At 68.6% G+C, this 20,244-nt stretch carries 17 protein-coding genes; 8 read left to right on the forward strand and 9 right to left on the reverse strand.

The window, feature by feature from the left end:
- Positions 1-60: 60 nt before the first annotated feature.
- Both ABD172_RS08915 and trmB read right to left on the reverse strand, forming a co-directional pair.
- Entirely contained in the window at positions 61-468 is a 408-nt protein-coding gene (locus ABD172_RS08915) for a universal stress protein (protein ID WP_344308874.1), read from the reverse strand.
- Positions 469-555: 87 nt separating this feature from the next.
- Positions 556-1,227, reverse strand: coding sequence for a tRNA (guanosine(46)-N7)-methyltransferase TrmB (gene trmB / locus ABD172_RS08920; protein ID WP_344308913.1), 672 nt, complete (start codon positions 1,225-1,227; stop codon positions 556-558).
- 413 nt (positions 1,228-1,640) lie between these two features.
- On the opposite strand from trmB, the gene ABD172_RS08925 reads away from it, so the two are divergent.
- The 5 genes from ABD172_RS08925 (at position 1,641) to ABD172_RS08945 (ending at position 7,957) form a co-directional block, all read left to right on the forward strand.
- Entirely contained in the window at positions 1,641-2,084 is a 444-nt protein-coding gene (locus tag ABD172_RS08925; protein ID WP_344308876.1) for a hypothetical protein, read from the forward strand.
- Between the two features lie 89 nt (positions 2,085-2,173).
- On the forward strand, positions 2,174-4,237 hold the full coding sequence (locus tag ABD172_RS08930) for a phosphatase PAP2 family protein (RefSeq protein WP_344308878.1): 2,064 nt from the start codon (positions 2,174-2,176) through the stop codon (positions 4,235-4,237).
- Between the two features lie 228 nt (positions 4,238-4,465).
- Positions 4,466-5,203 carry a succinate dehydrogenase cytochrome b subunit gene (locus tag ABD172_RS08935; protein WP_344308879.1) on the forward strand — a complete coding sequence of 246 codons (738 nt, stop codon included), beginning with the start codon at positions 4,466-4,468 and terminating at the stop codon, positions 5,201-5,203.
- Positions 5,200-7,194: a fumarate reductase/succinate dehydrogenase flavoprotein subunit gene (locus ABD172_RS08940; protein ID WP_344308881.1), complete on the forward strand. Its 1,995-nt coding sequence runs from the start codon at positions 5,200-5,202 to the stop codon at positions 7,192-7,194. The genes ABD172_RS08935 and ABD172_RS08940 overlap by 4 nt, the downstream gene beginning before the upstream one ends.
- Before the next feature lie 7 nt (positions 7,195-7,201).
- Entirely contained in the window at positions 7,202-7,957 is a 756-nt protein-coding gene (locus ABD172_RS08945; RefSeq protein WP_344308882.1) for a succinate dehydrogenase/fumarate reductase iron-sulfur subunit, read from the forward strand.
- Between the two features lie 172 nt (positions 7,958-8,129).
- Here the strand turns inward: ABD172_RS08945 and ABD172_RS08950 are convergent, their stop codons facing one another.
- The 7 genes from ABD172_RS08950 to ABD172_RS08980 form a co-directional block, all read right to left on the reverse strand.
- On the reverse strand, positions 8,130-9,278 hold the full coding sequence (locus ABD172_RS08950; RefSeq protein ID WP_344308884.1) for a hypothetical protein: 1,149 nt from the start codon (positions 9,276-9,278) through the stop codon (positions 8,130-8,132).
- A gap of 400 nt (positions 9,279-9,678) precedes the next feature.
- Positions 9,679-11,187 (reverse strand): DASS family sodium-coupled anion symporter, encoded by a 1,509-nt coding sequence (locus tag ABD172_RS08955; protein WP_344308886.1) that lies wholly within the window; start codon positions 11,185-11,187, stop codon positions 9,679-9,681.
- Between the two features lie 261 nt (positions 11,188-11,448).
- Positions 11,449-12,399 (reverse strand): electron transfer flavoprotein subunit alpha/FixB family protein, encoded by a 951-nt coding sequence (locus ABD172_RS08960; RefSeq protein WP_344308888.1) that lies wholly within the window; start codon positions 12,397-12,399, stop codon positions 11,449-11,451.
- 33 nt (positions 12,400-12,432) lie between these two features.
- Positions 12,433-13,215, reverse strand: coding sequence for an electron transfer flavoprotein subunit beta/FixA family protein (locus ABD172_RS08965; protein WP_344308890.1), 783 nt, complete (start codon positions 13,213-13,215; stop codon positions 12,433-12,435).
- A 92-nt stretch (positions 13,216-13,307) separates the two neighbouring features.
- The gene (locus ABD172_RS08970; RefSeq protein WP_344308892.1) at positions 13,308-14,516 is read right to left on the reverse strand and encodes a CoA transferase; all 1,209 of its coding nucleotides are present in this window, start codon (positions 14,514-14,516) and stop codon (positions 13,308-13,310) included.
- 1 nt (position 14,517) lies between these two features.
- Entirely contained in the window at positions 14,518-15,741 is a 1,224-nt protein-coding gene (locus ABD172_RS08975; protein WP_344308893.1) for an acetyl-CoA C-acetyltransferase, read from the reverse strand.
- 336 nt (positions 15,742-16,077) lie between these two features.
- Positions 16,078-17,025, reverse strand: a complete 948-nt coding sequence (locus ABD172_RS08980) for a LysR family transcriptional regulator (protein WP_344308894.1) — start codon at positions 17,023-17,025, stop codon at positions 16,078-16,080.
- A 107-nt stretch (positions 17,026-17,132) separates the two neighbouring features.
- Between ABD172_RS08980 and ABD172_RS08985 the strand changes: the two genes are divergently transcribed.
- The 3 genes from ABD172_RS08985 (at position 17,133) to ABD172_RS08995 (ending at position 20,215) form a co-directional block, all read left to right on the forward strand.
- Positions 17,133-18,071, forward strand: a complete 939-nt coding sequence (locus tag ABD172_RS08985) for a CoA transferase subunit A (RefSeq protein ID WP_344308896.1) — start codon at positions 17,133-17,135, stop codon at positions 18,069-18,071.
- Positions 18,068-18,928 (forward strand): CoA-transferase subunit beta, encoded by an 861-nt coding sequence (locus tag ABD172_RS08990; protein ID WP_344308897.1) that lies wholly within the window; start codon positions 18,068-18,070, stop codon positions 18,926-18,928. Before ABD172_RS08985 ends, ABD172_RS08990 begins: the two co-directional genes overlap by 4 nt.
- Before the next feature lie 102 nt (positions 18,929-19,030).
- Entirely contained in the window at positions 19,031-20,215 is a 1,185-nt protein-coding gene (locus ABD172_RS08995) for a CaiB/BaiF CoA transferase family protein (RefSeq protein ID WP_344308898.1), read from the forward strand.
- Positions 20,216-20,244: the final 29 nt, after the last annotated feature.

A 20,244-nucleotide genomic window follows, 5' to 3' on the forward strand; every position in this document is an offset into this window, starting at 1 on the left:
TGTCCCGGGGCTCCGTCGTTCGGTGCTCGGCGCTATTCGGTGTTCAGTGGCGTTCGGCGCTCAGTCCCCGTCGTGGGAGACGGCGGTGACGGTGAGGACCGGAATGTGCGACTCCATGAGGATGTGCTCCGCCTGCGAACCGAGGACGAGCTTGCCGAGGGGGTTGCGTTTGCGCATGCCGATGACGAGGACGGAGGCCTCGTAGGACTCGGCGAGAGCGTTGAGGACAGCGGTGAGCGAGCCCTCGTGCTCGGGCTGGACGATCTCGATCTCGACGCCGTGTGCGGCGGCGAGGTCGTTCATCTGTTCGAGCCGGTCGGCGGACAGCGTCGACCACCGGTCGTGTGCACCCTTCCGGGGGGAGTTCACGACCACGGCTTTCGTGCCGCGCAGCTTCGCCTCGGCAATACCGGTGGCGAGCGCCTTGTCACCTTCGGGAGCGGGGAGATATCCGATGAGTACCGTCATGCTTCGAGTATAGGCGCGCAGGTGGTGCGGCCCACGGGCCTTTTCGCCGGTGATGTCATCGGGTACCGGATCCTGGACGGGCTTGCGTCAGTCCTGTGCGAGCGGGGTCCTCCGGTAGACGAGGTCGCGGATCTCCCGTCCCTTCTCGAGGCCCTTGCGCTCGAACGCGGTCATGACGCGCCCGTCGAATCGCGGTGCCCATTCGCCGTCGAACTCCCGCTCGAACCCGTCCGCGGCGTCGAGGACCCCCCGCATCTGGAGGGCGTAGTCCTCCCAGTCGGAGGCGAGGCGCACGCGCCCGCCGTCGGAAAGGGCGCGGTGGAGTACCTCGGGGAATCCCTCCTTCACCATGCGGCGCTTCGTGTGGCGTTTCTTGTGCCAGGGGTCGGGGAAGAAGATCCACACCTCGTCGACGGAACCGGCCGGCAGGAAGGTACTGAGCACCTCGGGGGCGTTGGCGTCGACGAGCCTGAGGTTCGTCAGGCCCGCGGAGTGCGCATTGAAGACGGTGCGGGCGAGGCCGGCCCGGTACACCTCGATCGCGAGGAAGTTCCGTTCCGGGTGCGCCGAGGCGGCGTGGACGATGGCGTGCCCCTGGCCGGATCCGATCTCCACGGTGAGGGGCGCGGCGCGGCCGAAGAGCTCGGCGGGGTCGACCTCGACCTCGGGGTCGACCGAGGTGGAGGCGAAGGAACGCGGGACCTCGACGAGGTACAGCGGGGAGTTCTCCTCCCACGCCTTCTCCTGGGCGTCCGACATCCGGTGGCTGCGGCGCACGAACGACACGGGTGCGTCGCGGAACCGGGGCTTCGGGCTCGTCTCCGAAGCCCGCGGAGTGCCGTCGACCGGTTGTGCCGGCTCCGGATGTGCCGGCGACTCCTGCTGTGCAGGGGTCGCTTCGGCGGTGGGGTCGGTGGTCGGTTCGCCGGTGGGCTGCTGGGACTCGTCGCGTTCGGGCACCCGTCGATTCTAGTGGGCGGTGGCGACAGTGGTTTCGTACGGCGACCGTGGAGACATTTCCGCTGTCGCCGGACGATTCGGGCAGCGGGCACGGGCACATGGGCGATCGTGCCGGGGCCGCAGTGTGTTCGTCCTGCAGCCACACATGGGAACACCCGCAGGATTCCTCTTCGGGCCTTGTCAGTGACGCGGGCCACGACGAGGATGGAGTCATGAAGAAGAGGCTCATTCTGTTGGCAGGACTCGGTGCAGGTTTCATCCTCGGTTCCCGGGCGGGGCGCGAGAGCTACGAGAAGCTCAAGGCCCAGGCCGAACAGTGGTGGGGTGACCCCCGGGTCCAGGATTCCGTGGACAAGGTCCGCTCGACCGTCGAGGACCGACTTCCCCCCGAAGTGCAGGAGAAGGTCGGTACCGCCGCCGAGCAGATGAAGGAACAGGCACAGAACCTCGGTGCCAAGGCACAGGAGTCCTTCCAGAAGGTGAAGGACCAGGCCGCCGAGGCGAAGGCGACGATGGACGAGGCCGCGGCGGAGACTGCAGCGGAGGGTGCGTGGGAGACCGAGGGCGGCATTCCGTCGGACTCGGACGCCGGGCCGAGCGGGCCGGTGGTCGACGCCGATCCCGACGCACCGGGCCGGGGAACCGCGACCCCGTAACCCGCAGTTCGTTCCTCGTGAATTCCTGATCGGTAACTTCTGGGAGGTCGTCCCGCCACCACGGCGGCTCCCCTCCCGGAAGGTACCCCGTGTCCTCACCCCGCTCCCGTCGTTCCGCGCACCGTCGGTTCGCATTCCTCTCCGCCGCCGTCCTCGTCGGCTCCTCCGTCATCGGGGTGGCCGGTCCCTCGCCCGCCCACGCGGCCACGCCGGGCGGTGCCGCGGATGCGGGACTGCTCGACGCCTCGGCGATCGCCCCGCAGCCGGGACCCCACGGCTACTTCGTCGATGCCTGGGCGACGAACTCGGACGACTTCCAGGGGCCGGAGGCCAATGCCGCCCACGGTGTCCTCAGCGGGATGCTCGACATCTGGACGCCCGGAGCCGAATGGAACACCGGCACGAAGGTCGACGCCGCGATCGCGGACTCGAACATCGGCCAGGCCGTGGCGATCTCCACCGGCGCGAGCGACGCGGAGCAGGAACGCGCCTACGTCATCGACCGTCGGCACCAGAACTACACCGCGAGCGAGGGCCTCGGTGTGTACACCGAGGCGTTCCGGGCCGCGACGAACTCCGCCACCACCATCCCGGACGAGGTGCCTGCCGCGGCGAGCACCACGAAGTTCGACGACGAGAGCAACGAGAACGGCGCCTGGGCCGACGTCGACTCCGAACTCGGCGCACCGGTCGCCCTCGTCGACGCGATCAGGAACCACTCGGCGTCCTCGAACCCGTCGAAGAACTACTACCGGTACCCGCGCCCCTTCCGGTGGTCCGACGCCGTCGACGTCCCCGCGTACGCCCAGCCGCTGCAGAAGCCCGAGGCGGACGCCGCATCCGACGGCGGATTCCCCTCGGGACACACGAATGCCGGCCACATGGCGACGAACGGCCTCGCGTACGCCTTCCCGCAGCAGTCGGACGAGCTCTACCTCAAGGCCGCGGAGATCGGTACGAGCCGCATCGAACTCGGCATGCACTCCCCGCTCGACGTCATGGGCGGGCGCCTGCTGTCGACCGCGACCACCGCCGGCGCATTGAACGATCCGGCGCTCGCGGAGACGAAGGACGCGGCGCTCGCGCAGGGGCAGGCGTGGCTCGAGCAGCAGGAGGCCGCCGGGCTCGTCGAGGACGCACTCACCGGCGAGGAGTACGACGCGGCCCTCGCCGAGTACACCGACTACATGACCTTCGGATTCCCGCAGTCCGGGGACGGCAGCGCCCCCGTCCACGTCCCGAAGGGCGCCGAGGTGCTCCTCGAGACCCGTCTGCCGTACCTCGACGACGAACAGCGCCGATGGGTCCTCCACTCGACCGCGCTCGAATCCGGTTACCCGATCAATGACGACGCCGAGGGCTGGGGCCGGATCAACCTCTTCGCCGCCGCGAACGGTTACGGCACCCTCACCCTCTCGGGTGACAACGCGTACACCGGCGGAACCGTCCTCGCGGAGGGTGCGCTCGTCCTCGGGACTCCGACCGCGCTCGGTGCAGGGGACGTGGAGAACCTCGGCGGCACACTGCGCACGGATCTCTACGCAGGCGTGGCCGTGGCCGGCGACTTCGTCCAGGACGCAGCCGGAACGCTCGAGCTCTCCGTGAGCACCGACGCCCCCGCGCTCACCGTCTCCGGGACTGCGGCACTCGACGGCACACTCGCACTCACGGTCCCCGCAGGCACGGACCTCGCGGAGCCTCTCACCGTGCTCGAGGCGGACGCGCTCACCGGCGCCTTCGCCGATCTGGAGATCAGCGGCCTGGCCGAGGGCGTCGATGCGGAGCTCGTCGCCGACGGCGGCACCCTGCAGCTCGTGAACGCCGAGGCGCCCGCGGGTGACGCGACCACCGCACCCGAGACACCCACGGGTGAGGCGACCACCGCACCGGAGGCGACCGCGGCACCCGAGGAGTCCGCGGGCGGGGCGACCGAGGCCGAGGACGCCGTGGCCGGCGGCGCGGCAGGAGCCTCCGACGGCGACGCGGATCCCGCGGCCACGACCGCGGAGGCGACGGACGGTGCCGAGGCGCGGGGCGCCTCGGCGGGGGCACTGCCGCGGACGGGAGCCCAGGTCGGCATGCTCGTGGGCGCGGGCGCGCTGCTCCTCGCGCTCGGCGCGGGTGCACTCGCAGTCGCCCGTCGCCGGGGGTGACGAGCGGCCCGCGACGGGAGCCCGGAGCAGAGTGCAGGTATCCGGGCATAAGCACGTGCTTCCCTTGCGGAATCACCTCCGGCCGTCTCCGTGTGAGACGGCCGGAGGCGGTTTTTCGAGACAGCTCCGTGAACCCCCGGAACAGGGCTTCCACCAGGTACGACACCGGCATACAGTGACCACTGACACTCTCGAGCAGCATGCGAGTCCACCGGAAAGGGCGTCCCGATGGCAACGACGCTGACCACACATCCGGACCAGGATCACGGACGGGTGCGCCCTCCGATCCACAAGCACCGGATCCCTCTCTCGAACTACTGGGCGAAGATGATCATGGCCGTCACCGGCCTCGTCTTCGTCGCCTTCGTGTTCATCCACATGTACGGCAACCTCCACATCTACTTCGGTGGGGAGGAGTTCGATCACTACGCGCACTGGTTGCGCGAGGCGTTCATGCCGGTGCTCCCGTACTCGGGCCTGCTGTGGATCCTCCGGATCGTGCTGCTCGGCTGCCTCGTCCTCCACGTGTTCTGCGCGCTCCTCATCGCGGCGCGTGCGCGCCGGGCGCGCGGACGGTTCCGCCGCAAGGGACTCGGGATGAACACCTTCGGGGCGCGCAGCATGCTCGTCACCGGCATCGTGCTCCTCCTCTTCGTGATCTTCCACATCCTCGACCTCACCGTCCCGGTGCCGCCGCTCGCCACCGACGTCTTCGTCCACGGCGAGGCGTATGCGAACCTCGTCGCGAGCTTCAGTCGCCCCTGGGCGTCCGCGGTGTACATCGTCGCGATGCTCGTCCTCACGGTGCACATCGCCCACGGTGTGTGGACCGCGGCGCACGACCTCGGCGTCACCGGAAAGCGCACCCGCGCGATCTTCTACCTCGCCGGTGGGATCATCGGCCTGCTCATCGCGATCGGCAACATCACCATCCCGGTCGCCGTCCTGTTGGGGGTTCTCGCATGACCACGGCACTTCCCGAGTTCGTGCACGCACGCAGCGCCGCACACCACAAGCTCCTCGAGGGGATGCGGACCGTCGGCGGAAGCATCTCCGGTCTCGTCGATCCGTACCAGGACCCCGAGCACTACTGGGAGAACCGCAAGCTCGACTACAAGCTCGTCTCCCCGCTCAACCGTCGCAAGTTCACCGTCATCGTCGTCGGTACGGGGCTCGCGGGCGCCGGATGTGCGGCCGCTCTCGGCGAACTCGGCTACAACGTCGAGTCGATCACCTTCCACGACGCCCCGCGGCGCGCGCACTCGGTGGCGGCCCAGGGCGGCATCAACGCCGCCCGCGGGCGCAAGGTCGACAACGACTCGCTCGCCCGCTTCGTCAAGGACACGATCAAGGGCGGCGACTTCCGGGGTCGGGAGGCCGACGCCTGGCGCCTCGCGGAGGAGAGCGTCCGCGTCATCGACCACATGGAGGCGATCGGCGCGCCCTTCGCCCGTGAGTACGGCGGTCAGCTCGCCACCCGCTCCTTCGGTGGGGTGCAGGTGTCCCGCACCTACTACACGCGTGGGCAGACCGGCCAGCAGCTGCAGGTCGCGGCCTCGCAGGCGCTGCTGCGCCAGGTCGCGGCCGGTACCGTCAACCTCCACACCCGCACGGAGATGCTCGACCTCGTCGTCGCCGACGGGCGCGCGCAGGGCGTCGTCGTCCGCGACCTCGTCACCGGTCGGATCCGCACGATCACCGGGCATGCGGTCGTCCTCGCGACCGGTGGTTTCGGGAACGTCTACTTCAAGTCGACACTCGCGAAGAACTCGAACGTGACCGCGGCGTTCCGCGCGCATCGGCGCGGTGCGTACTTCGCGAACCCGAGCTTCATCCAGTTCCACCCGACCGCACTACCGGTGTCCACCGAATGGCAGTCGAAGACGATCCTCATGTCGGAGTCGCTGCGCAACGACGGCCGGATCTGGGTGCCGAAGCAGGCGGGCGACCCGCGCGCGGCGAACGACATCCCCGAGGAGGAACGCGACTACTACCTCGAGCGGCGGTACCCCGCGTTCGGCAACCTCACCCCGCGTGACGTCGCCTCCCGCGCGGCCCGCGACGAGATCGTCGCCGGACGCGGTGTGGGGCCGCTCAAGAACTCGGTGTACCTCGACTTCCGGGACGCGATCGGGCGGCTCGGGCAGAAGGTCATCGCCGAACGCTACGGCAACCTCTTCGAGATGTACGAGGACGCCACGGGTGAGAACCCCTACGAGGTGCCGATGCGCATCGCTCCGGGCGCGCACTTCGCGATGGGCGGCCTGTGGAACGACTACGACCAGATGACCTCGATCCCCGGCCTGTTCGTCGGAGGGGAGTCCGGGTGGGGCTACCACGGTGCGAACCGCCTCGGCGCGAACTCCCTGCTGTCGGCGTGCGTCGACGGATGGTTCACCCTTCCGTACTCGATCCCGAACTACCTCGCCCCGCTGCTCGGTGAGGCGAAGCTCGCCGCGGACGACTCCGCGGTCGTCGCCGCCGCGCAGCAGGCGGAGGCCGACGTCCAGGCACTCATCGACATCGGGGGCACGCAGGGCCCGGACCGCTTCCACCGGCGCCTCGGCGACCTCCTGTACGACAAGTGCGGTGTCTCCCGCAGCGGCGAACAGCTCGCCGAGGGTCTGCTCGCGGTGAACGAACTGCGCGACGAGTTCTACTCCGACCTCCGGGTCGAGGGTCGTGCGAACGGATTCAACCAGGAACTCGAACGGGCGGGCCGGATCGCCGACTACCTCGACATGGCCGAGCTCATGTGCCTCGACGCGCTCGACCGCGACGAGTCCTGCGGTGCGCACTTCCGCACCGAGCACCAGCACGCGGACGGCGAGGCCAAGCGCAACGACGACCGGTGGATGTTCGCCTCCGCATGGGAACGCGGGACCGACGGGTACGTCCGCCACCAGGAACCTCTCGAATTCGTCTCCGTTCCTCCGGAGACCAGGAACTACAAGTGAGGACCCCATGAAGCTCAACCTGCAGGTATGGCGCCAGGAGAGCGCTGCGGATCCCGGCCACTTCGACACATACGTGCTCGAGGACGTGGGACCGGAGTTCTCGCTCCTCGAAGCGCTCGACAAACTCAACGACGACCTGGTGAGCCGTGGGGAGTCCCCGGTGGCCTTCGACTCCGACTGCCGTGAGGGCATCTGTGGTTCCTGCGGGATCACCGTCGACGGCCGTCCGCACGGGCCCAAGGACAACACGCCCTCGTGCCGCCAGCACCTGAGGTCGTTCCAGGACGGTGCCACCGTGAAGCTCGAGCCGTTCCGCTCGGCGTCCTACCCGGTGGTGCGCGACCTCGCGGTCGACCGCTCGAACCTCGACCGGATCATCGAGGCCGGTGGATTCGTGTCGATCGACGCGGGTACGGCGGCGGACGCGGATTCCCACCAGCTCTCGCACGAACGTGCCGAGTACGCGCTCGACATGGCCGCGTGCATCGGGTGTGGTGCGTGCGTGGCCGCGTGCCCGAACGGGTCCGCGCAGCTCTTCACCGGTGCGAAGCTCCTGCAGCTGTCGGTGCTCCCGACGACGAAGCAGGAACGCAGCCGCCGGGCCCACGACATGGTCGAGTCCTCGGAAGAGGGCTTCGGCCCGTGCTCGCTGTTCGGCGAGTGCTCCGAGGTGTGCCCCGCCGGTATCCCCCTCACCGCGATCGCCGGCGTCAACCGCGAGAAACTCCGCGCCGTCTTCAAGGGCCGCCACAAGGACGACTGAGCGCTTCGGCCGGACGCGGCCCGCCATAGCAGCACTTTGCTCTCCAGGCCGGGGTTTGCCCCCGTGTACCGAGAGCAAAGTGCTGCTTTCGTTGGTCGGCCAGCGGCCGCGCGCGGGCCGACGGCGTGCCCACGGCGAGCGCGTGCGCACGGCGGACCGACGGTGGGCGAGGTCAGAGGACGCCCGCCTCGTGAAGGGTGCGGCGCAGACCGGTCGTCCGCGCATCCCGGACGTCGTCGAAGGTGATCCGGTGAACGCGGCGTGCGAAATCGGCCAGGCGATTCTGACTGTCCTTCTCCGCCCGGAGGATGCCGGAGGCGGCGCGCGGTCCGCCGTACTTCTCGAACCCGTCGACCTCGAGGACGAGCGAGTGTTCGGGGAACCAGAAGTCCACGCGGGCGACCAGCCTGCCCGTGCCGTCGCGGAACTCGTGTTGCTGGACGTAACCGCTGACACCGAGTTCGAGGAGGGCGAGCAGCACGATCGCTTCGAGAGGTGAACCGGACAGCCCACGCGCGACGGAGAGAAGTCGCCCGGGTTGCCGGCGGGGCGCACGGAAGTGTTCCGCTGTCAGCGCCTCGACGAGAGCCACAGCACGTGATCGACGGATCCCGACGGGAAGAGGATCGAGCGACCACGCGACCGGCCCGTGGGAAATACCGGTCATCACGGCGTCGCCGTACATCGCCCATGTGGGCTCCGAGAACGGGTAGTAGTCCTCGACCGGGGTCGGGAGCTCGGGTGCGCGATGGAGTTCGATCACCTGTTCGGTCCCCGAGGTGGTCGGTCCCCGGTCGAGGACGTGCACCGGCACGACATGGGCGAGGAAGGCCTCGAGCGCGACGATCGTGGTGCGTGCGTCGGTGTCCCGGACGAGGTCGGCAACCGTCTGCACCGCGGTGGTGCTACGCACTCGACCACCCGCACCGTCGGGGCGGAGAACGTCGATCGCCGTGATCGCCTCGGTGGGAAGATCTCTGCGGTGACGGACACCGAACGCACTCGGGCCGCTCCGGGACGGGTGCGAGAGTTCGAGCACGCCGGGGGCGTGACGCCTCGAGGAGCCGAATACGGGAAGCCCCCACAACCGGGCCGCACTCGTATGGCTGACGGTGTCCGCGGCCGAGACTCCGGTACCTGCGAGAACGCGGCCGAGGAGCGAGGCGCGGACGAGCCGACGCGAGAACGTTTCGGGTCCGGTGAGGGCTGCGCGGTCGACGAGAAGTTCGGGGGCGTCGACGAAGGAATGCGTCCACTCGTGATCGGGTTCGTGGCAGTGCTTGACGACTTCGAACACGCCGCGACGGCTGAACGGAGACAACAGGTCAATGCGAGGGTGCGGGCACCGGAGCCGATGCCGAGCGCTTCGGAATCAGCACGAACGAAGACGTTGAGCATGCTCCGAGCGTGGGCGGTGGAGAAGCGTGGCGCCACTGTCGCCGCGTCGCTGTGGACAACGGCACCGGTTGCCAAGTGCCTGTGACCTTCGGTGGCTGAAACCCGCAGTGGCGAAGAGAGGCGAGTGCGGCCGGCCGTTGGGGAACGAGGAGAACCGAGTCGTGGGCGTGCGGCGGACGCGGCTCATGACGTGCCCCGCCGGGGCCTGACTCGCGCGTGGTCGCGACGGAGCCCGGGGGACCTCGTGGGGTCCGCCCGGGCTCCGTGCAGCGCAGCTCGGATCACGTCATACCGGAACAGATCCGGCCGTGCCGGGTTCCGACTCAGTTCCAGTAGCCGATGACCCACATCCAGGCGCCACCGACGGTGGTCCAGATGAGGATGACGACGACCGCCATGATGAACGAGACCTTGAACCATTCGCTCACCTTCACGTAACCGGAACCGTAGATGACACCCGAGGGTCCGGACGAGTAGTGGGTGAGGGCGCCGAAGAGGTTGCCGATGAAGCCGAACACCGCTGCTGCGAAGAGCGGGGGAGCGCCGGCGGCCACCGCGGCACCGAGGAACACGGCGTACATCGCGACGATGTGTGCGGTGTTCGAGGCGAAGAGGTAGTGCGACCAGAAGTAGACGAGGGTGAGGATCGCGAAGGCGACGACCCACGGCAGACCGGAGACCGCGCCGGAGACCGCGTCACCGACCCACGTGATGACACCGAGATCGCTCAGGTGCGTCGCCATACCGACGAGCACCGCGAAGAAGATGAAGGTGTTCCACGCCGAGGCGTTCTTCGCCATGTCCTTCCAGGTGAGGACCTTGGTGACGAGCAGGATCGCGATGCCGACGAAGGCGGCGGCGGTCGCATTGATGCCGAGCGTCGAACCGAGGACCCACATGAGGAGGAGGAGGACGAAGGTGCCGGTCATGATCCACTCGCCGGCGGTCATCGGGCCCATCTCCCTGAGGCCTTCCTTGGCCATGCGCGGAGCGTCCGGGGTGCTCTTCTCGGTCGGGCCGTACACCTTGGTCATGACCCACGGGACGACGGCGAGGCTCACGAGACCCGGAACGATCGCGGCGAGCGCCCAGCCGCCCCACGTGAGGTCGATGCCCATGTCGGCGGCAGCGGACTGCGCGACCGGGTTACCGGCCATGGCGGTGACGAACATCGCCGAGGTGATGGTGTTGACGAAGGCTGCGGTGAACGCGAGGTACGAACCGAGCTTCTTGCGCGACTCGTCGGACTCCGGGGTGGAACCCTGGACCTCGGCGATCGAACGGATGATCGGGTAGACGACGCCACCCGCACGCGCGGTGTTCGACGGGGTCGCGGGGGAGAGGATGAAGTCGGTGATCGCGAGGCCGTAGGAGATGCCGAGCGGGGACTTGCCCATGAGCGACACGAACAGGAGCGCGATACGCCGACCGAGACCCGTGATGAGGAAGCCGTCCGCGATGAAGAAGGCCGCCACGATGAGGAGCACCGTGGAGTTCGCGAAGCCCTGGAGGGCCTCGCCCTCGCCCACGTCCATCGACCCGGTGATCATCGCAGCGGCGAGGGCGATGAGGCAGATGGACGGGGTCGGCAGCACCTGCAGGATGAGCGCGAGGATGGTGCCGACGAAGATGCCGAGCATGTGCATGCCGCGGGGATCCATGTCCCCCTGCGGCGGGATGAACCAGATGACGAGGGTGACCACGAGGATCGCCGCGATCTGGGTGGTGGGCTTGATCCACTTCTTGCCGGTTCCGCCGGCCGCGGAGGTGGAGGATGACTGAGAGGTGGCGGCACCCTGTGCGGCTGTCGCGGTTGCTTTGCCAGTACTCATGGCTGCTGACGCTCCCCTGGTGGTCCAGGACTCGATCCGATACTCGCGGGACCGTTAGTCGGAACTGCCCCCACACGAAAAAGTGTAAACCCACAGACTCCCACATGTCACCACATAGGACGGTGTTCTCAGAAACAGATTTCCCTGCGCAACGGACCCCGCCGGACAAACGCCGAGGCGCCCCTCGGATCCGCGAGAAATCGGGGATCCGAGAGGCGCCTCGGGTGCTCTGAGACCGCCGACCTCAGAACGTCTGCCGCCTCACTTGCGTGCGTTGACGGCCTCGGTGGCCTGCGGGAGGACGGTGAAGAGGTCACCGACGACACCGAAGTCCGCGAGTTCGAAGATCGGAGCTTCCTCGTCCTTGTTGATGGCGACGATGTTCTTCGAGGTCTGCATGCCGGCGCGGTGCTGGATCGCACCGGAGATGCCGTTCGCCACGTAGAGCTGCGGGGAGACGGTCTTGCCGGTCTGGCCGACCTGGTTGGAGTGCGGGTACCAACCGGCGTCGACGGCGGCGCGGGATGCACCGACGGCAGCGCCGAGGGAGTCGGCGAAGGCCTCGACGGGACCGAAGTCGCCGGCGGTGCCACGGCCGCCGGAGACGACGATCGCAGCCTCGGTGAGGTTCGGGCGACCCGAGGCCGGCTTCTCCTCGACGGAGACGACCTTGGCGGTCTTCGCGGCGTCGGACGGAGCGAAGGACACGGCCTCGACCGCGCCGGCACCGGCGTTCGCCTCGGGGGCGATCGAGTTGCCCTTGACGGCGATGATCGGGGTGCCCGCGGTGACCTTGCCGGTCACGGTGAAGGAACCGGCGAACACCGACTGGGTGGCGGAGAGGTCGTCGCCGACCGCGACGGCGTCGGTGATGAGGCCCGAGCCGGTGCGCACGGCGGCGCGAGCGGCGACCTCACGGCCCTCGGCGGTCGCCGGCACGAGGACGGCGGCCGGCTGACGGGTCGAGATGAGCTCTGCAAGGAGCTCGGCCTGCGGTGCCACGAGGTACTCGGAGTAGGCCGCGTCGGAGGCGACGAGGACCTTCTCCGCGCCGTACTCGGCGAGCTGCGGTGCCGCGGCCTCGGCCTTGCCGGCGTCGCCGACGAAGAGCGCGACGGGCTCGCCGTGGGCCTTGGCGATCGTGAGGAGTTCGAGGGTGGACTTGCGTACCGCGCCGTCCACGTGGTCGACGAGAACGAGAACTTCAGACATTTTCAATCTTCTCTTTCGAAGTGGAGGGACGGGTCAGACGAGCTTCTTGGACGCGAGCCACTCGACGAGCTTGGTGCCGCCGTCGCCCTCGTCGGTGATGATCTCACCGGCGGTGCGGGCCGGGCGCTCGACGACCTCGAGCACCTCGGTCGAGGACACGACGTCGTCGGCGGAGAGGCCGATCTCGTCGAGTTCGTACTCCTCGAGCGGCTTCTTCTTCGCCGCCATGATGCCCTTGAAGGAGGGGTAGCGGGGCTCGTTGATCTGGTCCGTCACGGACACGAGGGCCGGGAGGGACACCTCGATGTGCTGCGAAGCGGTGTCGCCGTCGCGGCGGATCTTCGCGACACCACCGGAGACCTCGAGGGTCGAGGCCTGGGTGGCGGCGGGGCGGCCGAGGATCTCGGCGACCATGACGGGGACGACGGACATCTGGCCGTCGGTGGAGGCGAGGCCCGTGAGGACGAGGTCCACGGGACCTTCCTCCTCCTCGACCTTCTTCACGCCGGCCGCGAGGACCTTCGCGGTGGCGAGGGCATCGATGCCCTCGAGTGCGTCGTCGCAGATGTGCACGCCGGAGTGGGCGCCCATCTGGAGGGCCTTGCGCACCGCATCGACGGCGTCGTCGGGTCCGACGGTGAGCGCGATGACCTCTGCGTCGTCCTCGTCCTCGGCGATCTTGAGGGCTGCTTCGATCGCGTACTCGTCGAGCTCCGAGAGGAGGCCGTCGACGGAACGATCCACAGTGTTGTCGGACTCGAAGGTACGGTCTCCGGCTGCGTCCGGGACGTACTTGACAAAAGTGACAATCCGCATGGGAGTGATTTTTCCTTCCTGAGAACCAGGGTTGGGGCCAGGCGACACGGGTTGTGACGTGGATGACCTTCCGCAAAGATTCTCTTACGTTATCAAGAGGCGATGACGCCTGCGTCCACGAGACGCCCGAGTTCGGCGGACTCCAGGCCGAGGCGCTCGGAGAGCACGGCGTGGGTGTCCGAACCGAAGGTCGTGGGACGTTCGTCGAACAGGTATTCCCCGTCCATCCGGATGGGGTTGGCGGCCACGAGCATGGTGCCCAGGGCCTCGGACTCGATGCTCCTGACGACGCCGGACCCATCGGAGTCGAGGACGCTCTGCGCGACCTCGCCCATCGATGCGTACGGTGCCCACAGCACACCGGAACCCTCGAGGTCCGTGGTGATCCGTTCGGCGGTTCGGGACGCGAACCAGGGACGGAACAACGACTCGAGGAGGTCGCGGTACGTGTACCGATCGGTCTCCTCGGAGAAGTCGGTGGAGAGGGAGGCCTCGAGCGCGGTCACGACGTCGGTCATGCCGGTGACCTTCACGAGGTTGCCCCACTGGCGACGGGTGATCGCGGTGATCATGACGTAGCGACCGTCCGCCGTCCGGAAATCGGAACCGAAGGAACCGAAGATGTGATTACCGTGCTTGGCGCGTTCACCGGCGGGCTGGAGGGTCTCCGTGTACCACCCGAGGTTCGCGACGCCGGCGAGGGCGATGTCCTTGAGCGCGATCTCCTCGTAGATCCCCTCACCGGTGGTCGCCCGGCGGAACAGACCGGTGACGACGGCCGTGACCGCGGCCTGACCGCACACGAGGTCCCACGCGGGTAGGGCGTGGTTGCCCGGTCCGGGCGAGCCCACCTCGCCGGTGATGAGCGGAATGCCCACCTCGGCGTTCACGGTGTAGTCGACGCCGGGGCCGCCGTCTGCCGATCCCTGGACCTTCACGTGGACGAGGTCCGCGCGACGGGCGCGGAGGACCTCGTCGGAGAGGAACGGTCGGCCGACGTTGTTGTCGACGAAGACGCCGGCGTTCTCACCGGGCGAGGTGATGAGCGCCTGGGCGAGCTCCTGACCCTCCTCGCTGCGGAGGTCGATCGCGACCGAGCGCTTGTTCCGGTTGAGGGTGCCCCAGTAGATCGAGCGGCCCTCGTCCGTGATCGGCCAGCGGTCGATGTCCGGACCGCCCTTGATCGGGTCGATCTTCACGACCTCCGCGCCCAGCTGGCTGAGCGCGAGGGTCGAGGAGGGCCCTGCGACGAAGGAGTCGTTCTCGAAGACGGTGATCCCCGCGAGCGGCTTGACCGTCATCTCAGGCGTCGATCCGCTCGAAGACGGCCGCGAGGCCCTGGCCGCCACCGATGCACATGGTCTCGATGCCGTAGCGGGCACCGCGGCGCTCCATCTCGCGGAGCATGGTGGTGAGGATGCGGACGCCGGTCGCACCGACCGGGTGGCCGAGCGAGATGCCGGAACCGTTGACGTTCATGCGCTCGAAGTCGTCCTTGCCGAAGCCCCACTCGCGGGTGCAGGCGAGGGCCTGGGCGGCGAAGGCCTCGTTGAGCTCGATGAGGTCCATGTCCTTCATCGTGAGGCCGGCGCGGCCGAGGGCCTTCTCGACGGCGGGGACCGGGCCGATGCCCATGATCTTCGGGTCGACACCGGCGACGCCCCAGCTCACGAACCGGGCGAGCGGCTTGAGGCCGAGGGCCTCCGCCTTCGCGCGGGTGGTGACGATGCAGGCGGCCGCGCCGTCGTTCTGACCCGAGGCGTTGCCGGCGGTGACGGTCGCCTCCGGGTCGTCCTTGCCCATGATCGGGCGGAGCTTCGCGAGGGACTCGAGCGAGGCGCCCGGGCGGATGTGCTCGTCGGTGACGATCTGCTGTTCGGGGGTCTTGCGGGTCGCGGCGACGGTGACCGGCACGATCTCCTCGGCGAAGCGGCCGTCGGAAGCCGCAGCAGCGGCCCGGCGGTGCGACTCGACCGCGAGCTCGTCCTGCTCCTGGCGGGAGATGCCGTACTTCCGACGGAGGTTCTCCGCGGTCTCGATCATGCCGCCGGGGACCGGGTAGTACTCGCCGCCGGCGGTGAGCCGGCCACGGACGAGGGAGTCCTTGAGTTCGACGTTGCCGCCGCGGATGCCCCAGCGGATGTTCTCGTTGAAGAAGGGGGCGCGTGACATGGTCTCGGCGCCACCGGAGATCACGAGATCGGCACCACCGGTGACGATCTCCGCCATTCCGTCGATGACGGCCTGAAGTGCGGAACCGCACCGGCGGTCGACCTGCTTGCCGGGGACGGTGACGGGCAGTCCCGCGTTGAGCGCGACGACGCGACCGAGGGCCGGGGCCTCCATCTGCGGGTAGCACTGACCGAAGATGACGTCGTCGATCTGCTCCGGGTCGATACCGGTGCGGGAGACGATTTCCTTGACGACCGTGGTGCCGAGGACCTCGGGGGCGATGTCCTTGAACTGACCGCCGTAACCGCCGACGGCGGTGCGCAACGGTTCACAGATGACGATGTCCTCGGACATGGATTCTCCTCCAGAGAGTGTGCGGACCGGTGGAGTGGAACGCCATCGGTCGTGGGTGCCTCGCGGTCGCGATCGTCGATCCGTCCGTCACTTCCGTGTGGCGTCCTGATCGATCGTTCGGTGCCTACTCTGGCACGGCGATTATTTCCGTGCAAGTGCCCAGTCGCGGAGGATTGGTGCTTCGAAAAGAAATAATCAACGCGTGCCGGGAGTGGCCCCGGTCACTGCGCCCTGTGCACCGCCCACTGTACGTGGCGGCACGGACACGTGCGTCATCGGGGTACCGGCCCGGGTGGTGGGCCCGGTACCGGCCCGGGTGGTGGTCCGTCGGCCCCGTCACTCGATGGTCGGCAGCGCGGTCTCCGCGGCCCGGATCACCTCGTGGAGGGCCGGATTGTCGTCGTCCTCCCGGTGAGCGAGGTACACGCGGATCGGATCGTGCTCGACCTCGAGGGGCACGGTGACGAGATTGGCGTCGTTCATCGACCCGGCGACCGAGTCGTAGGTGATCGCGATGCCGAGTCCGGTGGACACGAGTGCCATCACCATCCAGGAATCGGGTGCCTCCTGGATGACGTTCGGGGTGAATCCGGCGCGGAACGCCCAGTGCTGGATGAGTTCGCGCATGCTCGACGTCGGGTTCGTCGGCAGGAGGATGAGCTCCTCCTCCGCGAGTTCCGTGATGTCGATGGAGGACCGGCCCGCGAAGCGGTGGTCCGCGTACACGACGACGACGGGGCGTTCGATCATGACCGGTCGGCCGGTGATCCGCGGGGGCGGGGCCTGCCAGCGGACGAGTGCGAGGTCGAGGGTCGAGTCGATGAGTCCGGCGAGCGCCTCGTGGGCGAAGGTCGAGGACTCGAGGCGCAGGGAGATGCCGGGGCGGCGTCGGCGGGACACCTCGGCGATCCGGGCGACGAGCTTGTGCGAGGATGCACCGGCGAAGCCGAAGCGGACGTGCCCGATCTCCCCGTGGGTCGCGAGTTTGATGGATTCGCGGGCGGTGTCGCAGCTCGCGAGCACCTCCCGGGCGGGTTCGACGAGCGCCTGACCGGCGGGGGAGAGGGTGACCGAGCGGGTGGTGCGACGGAAGAGGTCGGCGCCGAGTTCGCGTTCGAGCTGCCGGATCGTCCGGCTGAGCGGCGGCTGTGCCATCCCGAGGCGGTCAGCGGCCCGGCCGAAGTGGAGCTCCTCTGCCACGGCGAGGAAGGCCCGTATCTGGTGGATCTCCATGTCGTCCTTGAGTCCGGGGACCCCGGCGGGGTCGCGCTGAATTTCCAGCATTATTGCATAAATGAGAACAAATGGCAGTGGTATTTGTGTTCGCAATGACTTAATGTGATCGGGACCGCGACGCCGGTCACATCCCCGTCCGCACTACGGAAGCTCTCATGAACAAGGACAAAGTCGTCTCGCTGTCTGAGGCTGTCGCTGCGCACGTGCACTCCGGTGACACGATCGCAATCGAAGGGTTCTCCCACCTCATCCCCTTCGCCGCCGGCCACGAAATCATCCGTCAGGGCATCACCGATCTCACCTTCTGTCGGATGACCCCCGATCTCCTCTGCGACATGATGCTCGCCGCCGGGTCCGTCTCGCGGCTCGTGTGCTCGTTCTTCGCCTCGGGCTCGGCCGGTTCCCTCCACGAGGTCCGTCGCCGCCTCGAGCAGCACGATCCCGCCCCGCTGCCGATCGAGGAGTACAGCCACCACGCCATGGTGCTGCGGTACCACGCGGGTGCGGCCCGGCTGCCCTTCATGCCGATCCGCTCCTTCGCCGGTTCCGATCTGCCGAAGGTGAATCCCGACATCCGCCTCGTCGAGGATCCGTACACCGGTGGGACGACCTACGTGGTCCCACCCCTCAACCCGGACGTGACGATCGTCCACGCGCAGCGCGCGGACCGGGCCGGGAACGCCCAGATGTGGGGCATCACCGGCGTCCAGCAGGAGGCCGTCTACGCCGCGGACCGCGCGATCGTCGTCGTCGAGGAGATCGTCGAACCCGAGGTGGTCCGCGCCGATCCCAATCGCACCCTCATCCCCGCCCATGCCGTCGACGCGGTCGCCGTCGTCCCGCAGGGTGCCCACCCCTCGTACGTCCAGGGTTCCTACGACCGCGACTGCGCCTTCTACCGCGAATGGACGCCGATCTCGAAGGATCCCACCCGGCTGCGGGAATGGATCGACACGCACATCCGCGGCACCGCGGACCACGAGGAGTACCTCGATTCGATCGGCCGCGAGCGGATGGCCGGGCTCGCCGTTGCGCCGCGCCCGTCCGGATCCGTCGACTACGGCCGCCGCATTCTCGAAGGGAGCCCGGCATGAACACGTCCCCCACCACGACAGGCGCTCCCGCGCCCTCCACCGCCGAGGCACCCCACGGTCCCGGCACCACCACCCCGGCCGCGGCCACCGCTGCCGACTACACGCAGACCGAGCTCATCGTCTGCGCCGCCGCGAAGATGCTCGCCGGGAAGGGCACGGTGTTCGCCGGGATCGGCCTGCCGACGCTCGCGGTCGACCTCGCGCACCGCACCGTCAACCCGGACGTCGAGCTCATCTACGAGTCCGGTGTCTCCGGCGCCCACCCGGAGGCCATGGCCGAGGGCATCGCCGATTCCGTCGTCGTCTCCGGTGCCGAGGCGGTCGTCACCATGCAGGCCCTGTTCGGCTATGTGCTCCAGGGCGGCAATGTCGACGTCGGGTTCCTCGGCGCGGCGCAGATCGACCGGCACGGGTCGCTCAACACCTCGGTGATCGGCGACTGGGAGAAACCGCAGGTCCGTCTGCCCGGTTCCGGGGGCGCGACCGACATCATGGCGAACGCGGGGGAGATCTTCGTCATCATCCGTCGGCACGACCACTCCTCGTTCCCCGCGGCGCTCGACTTCGTCACGTCACCCTCGCCCGTGCGGGCGCGGGAGGCCGGGGTCGGGATCCAGCCGCAGGGGCACGGCGTGAGCGTCGTCATCACCCCGCTCGGAGTACTGCGACGGGAGGACACGTACGGTGAGCTCGTGCTCACGCACGTCCACCCCGGCGTCACCGTCGACGAGGTCCGGGCCGCGACCGGCTGGGACCTGCAGGTCGCGGACGACGTGCGCACGACGGCCGAACCCACCGCGGAGGAGGTGCGGCTGCTGCGCGAGGAGATCGACCGCGTGCGGCTGTACCTGCGCTGACCCGCACCCCCCCCACCGGAGCCGTGTCGCTCCGCCCCGGGGTTCCACCGAAGACGTCTCGGACGAGTACGAGTGTCCGAACCGAACAAGAGAAGGTACTACGTGAACGACAAGGCCCAGGAGTTGCGGGAGATGTTCGGGCGGACCGGGAACGGTCCGCTCGCGGGGATCATCGTGGCGGACTTCGCCCGTGTGCTCGCCGGTCCGATGGCGACGATGATGCTCGCCGACCTCGGCGCGACGGTCATCAAGGTCGAGTCCCCCGGCGGTGACGACACCCGCTCGTGGACTCCGCCGAAGCGGGGCGAGGACGCGACGTACTACCTGTCGATCAATCGCAACAAGGTCGACATCGTCCTCGACTTCCGCGATGCCGAGGACCTCGCGCTCGCCCGGGAACTCGCACGCCGGGCGGATGTGCTCGTCGAGAACTTCAAGCCCGGTGGTCTGAAGAAGTACGGGCTCGACTACGACACGGTCGCGGAGTCGAACCCGACGGTCGTCTATTCCTCCGTCACCGGATTCGGCTCGCACAACCCGATGCCCGGTTACGACCTCCTCGTCCAGGGCCTCTCCGGCTTCATGAGCATCACGGGCTCCCCGGACGGCGAACCGCAGCGAGCCGGCGTCGCGATTTTCGACGTGATGACGGGTCTGCACACGACGATCGGCATCCTCGCGGCGCTCCAGCACCGGAGCAACACGGGCGAGGGGCAGAAGGTCGACACGAACCTCCTGTCCTCGGCGCTCTCGGGGCTCGCGAACCAGACGAGCGCGTACGTCGCCGGTGGTGTCGTGCCGAAGCGCATGGGCAACGCCCACCCGAGCGTCTACCCGTACCAGCCCTTCGAGACCGGCGAGGGCGAACTCATCATCGCGTGCGGCAACGGCACGCAGTTCGCGGTCCTCGCCGAGGCCTGCGGGCATCCCGAGTGGACGACGGACCCCCGGTTCGCGAAGGCCGGCGACCGCAACGCCAACCGTGAGGAGTTCCAGCCGCTCCTGCTCGAGGCACTCTCGCACAGGTCCGCGCAGGAGTGGTACGAGGTCCTCTCCGCAGCCGGGATGCCGTGCGCCCCGATCAACACGATCGAGCAGGGTGTGCAGTACGCGGAGAGGATCGGCCTGGAGCCGGTCGTCGAGGTCGGTGACGCCGCGCGCACCATCCCGACCGTCCGCAACCCCATCACCCTCTCGAAGTCGCCCGTCTCCTACGACCTCGCGCCCCCGGCCCTCGGCCAGGACGACGAGGCGGTCCGTCGGTGGCTCTCCGAGTCCTGGGACTGAACGAACCGGGCGCTGCCGCCCGCCGGACC

This window comes from Brevibacterium samyangense (assembly GCF_039529845.1).
Lineage (GTDB): Bacteria > Actinomycetota > Actinomycetes > Actinomycetales > Brevibacteriaceae > Brevibacterium > Brevibacterium samyangense.

What these genes read in the sequence shown, in the direction of transcription:
- ABD172_RS08970 (WP_344308892.1), bottom strand. Translation starts at nt 14,516, where the DNA reads ATGACGGTCAAGCCGCTCGCGGGGATCACCGTCTTCGAGAACGACTCC.
- ABD172_RS08975 (WP_344308893.1), bottom strand. Translation starts at nt 15,741, where the DNA reads ATGTCCGAGGACATCGTCATCTGTGAACCGTTGCGCACCGCCGTCGGC.
- ABD172_RS08985 (WP_344308896.1), top strand. Translation starts at nt 17,133, where the DNA reads ATGAACAAGGACAAAGTCGTCTCGCTGTCTGAGGCTGTCGCTGCGCAC.
- ABD172_RS08925 (WP_344308876.1), top strand. Translation starts at nt 1,641, where the DNA reads ATGAAGAAGAGGCTCATTCTGTTGGCAGGACTCGGTGCAGGTTTCATC.
- ABD172_RS08990 (WP_344308897.1), top strand. Translation starts at nt 18,068, where the DNA reads ATGAACACGTCCCCCACCACGACAGGCGCTCCCGCGCCCTCCACCGCC.
- ABD172_RS08965 (WP_344308890.1), bottom strand. Translation starts at nt 13,215, where the DNA reads ATGCGGATTGTCACTTTTGTCAAGTACGTCCCGGACGCAGCCGGAGAC.
- ABD172_RS08915 (WP_344308874.1), bottom strand. Translation starts at nt 468, where the DNA reads ATGACGGTACTCATCGGATATCTCCCCGCTCCCGAAGGTGACAAGGCG.
- ABD172_RS08960 (WP_344308888.1), bottom strand. Translation starts at nt 12,399, where the DNA reads ATGTCTGAAGTTCTCGTTCTCGTCGACCACGTGGACGGCGCGGTACGC.
- ABD172_RS08940 (WP_344308881.1), top strand. Translation starts at nt 5,200, where the DNA reads ATGACCACGGCACTTCCCGAGTTCGTGCACGCACGCAGCGCCGCACAC.
- ABD172_RS08945 (WP_344308882.1), top strand. Translation starts at nt 7,202, where the DNA reads ATGAAGCTCAACCTGCAGGTATGGCGCCAGGAGAGCGCTGCGGATCCC.
- ABD172_RS08980 (WP_344308894.1), bottom strand. Translation starts at nt 17,025, where the DNA reads ATGCTGGAAATTCAGCGCGACCCCGCCGGGGTCCCCGGACTCAAGGAC.
- trmB (WP_344308913.1), bottom strand. Translation starts at nt 1,227, where the DNA reads ATGTCGGACGCCCAGGAGAAGGCGTGGGAGGAGAACTCCCCGCTGTAC.
- ABD172_RS08955 (WP_344308886.1), bottom strand. Translation starts at nt 11,187, where the DNA reads ATGAGTACTGGCAAAGCAACCGCGACAGCCGCACAGGGTGCCGCCACC.
- ABD172_RS08935 (WP_344308879.1), top strand. Translation starts at nt 4,466, where the DNA reads ATGGCAACGACGCTGACCACACATCCGGACCAGGATCACGGACGGGTG.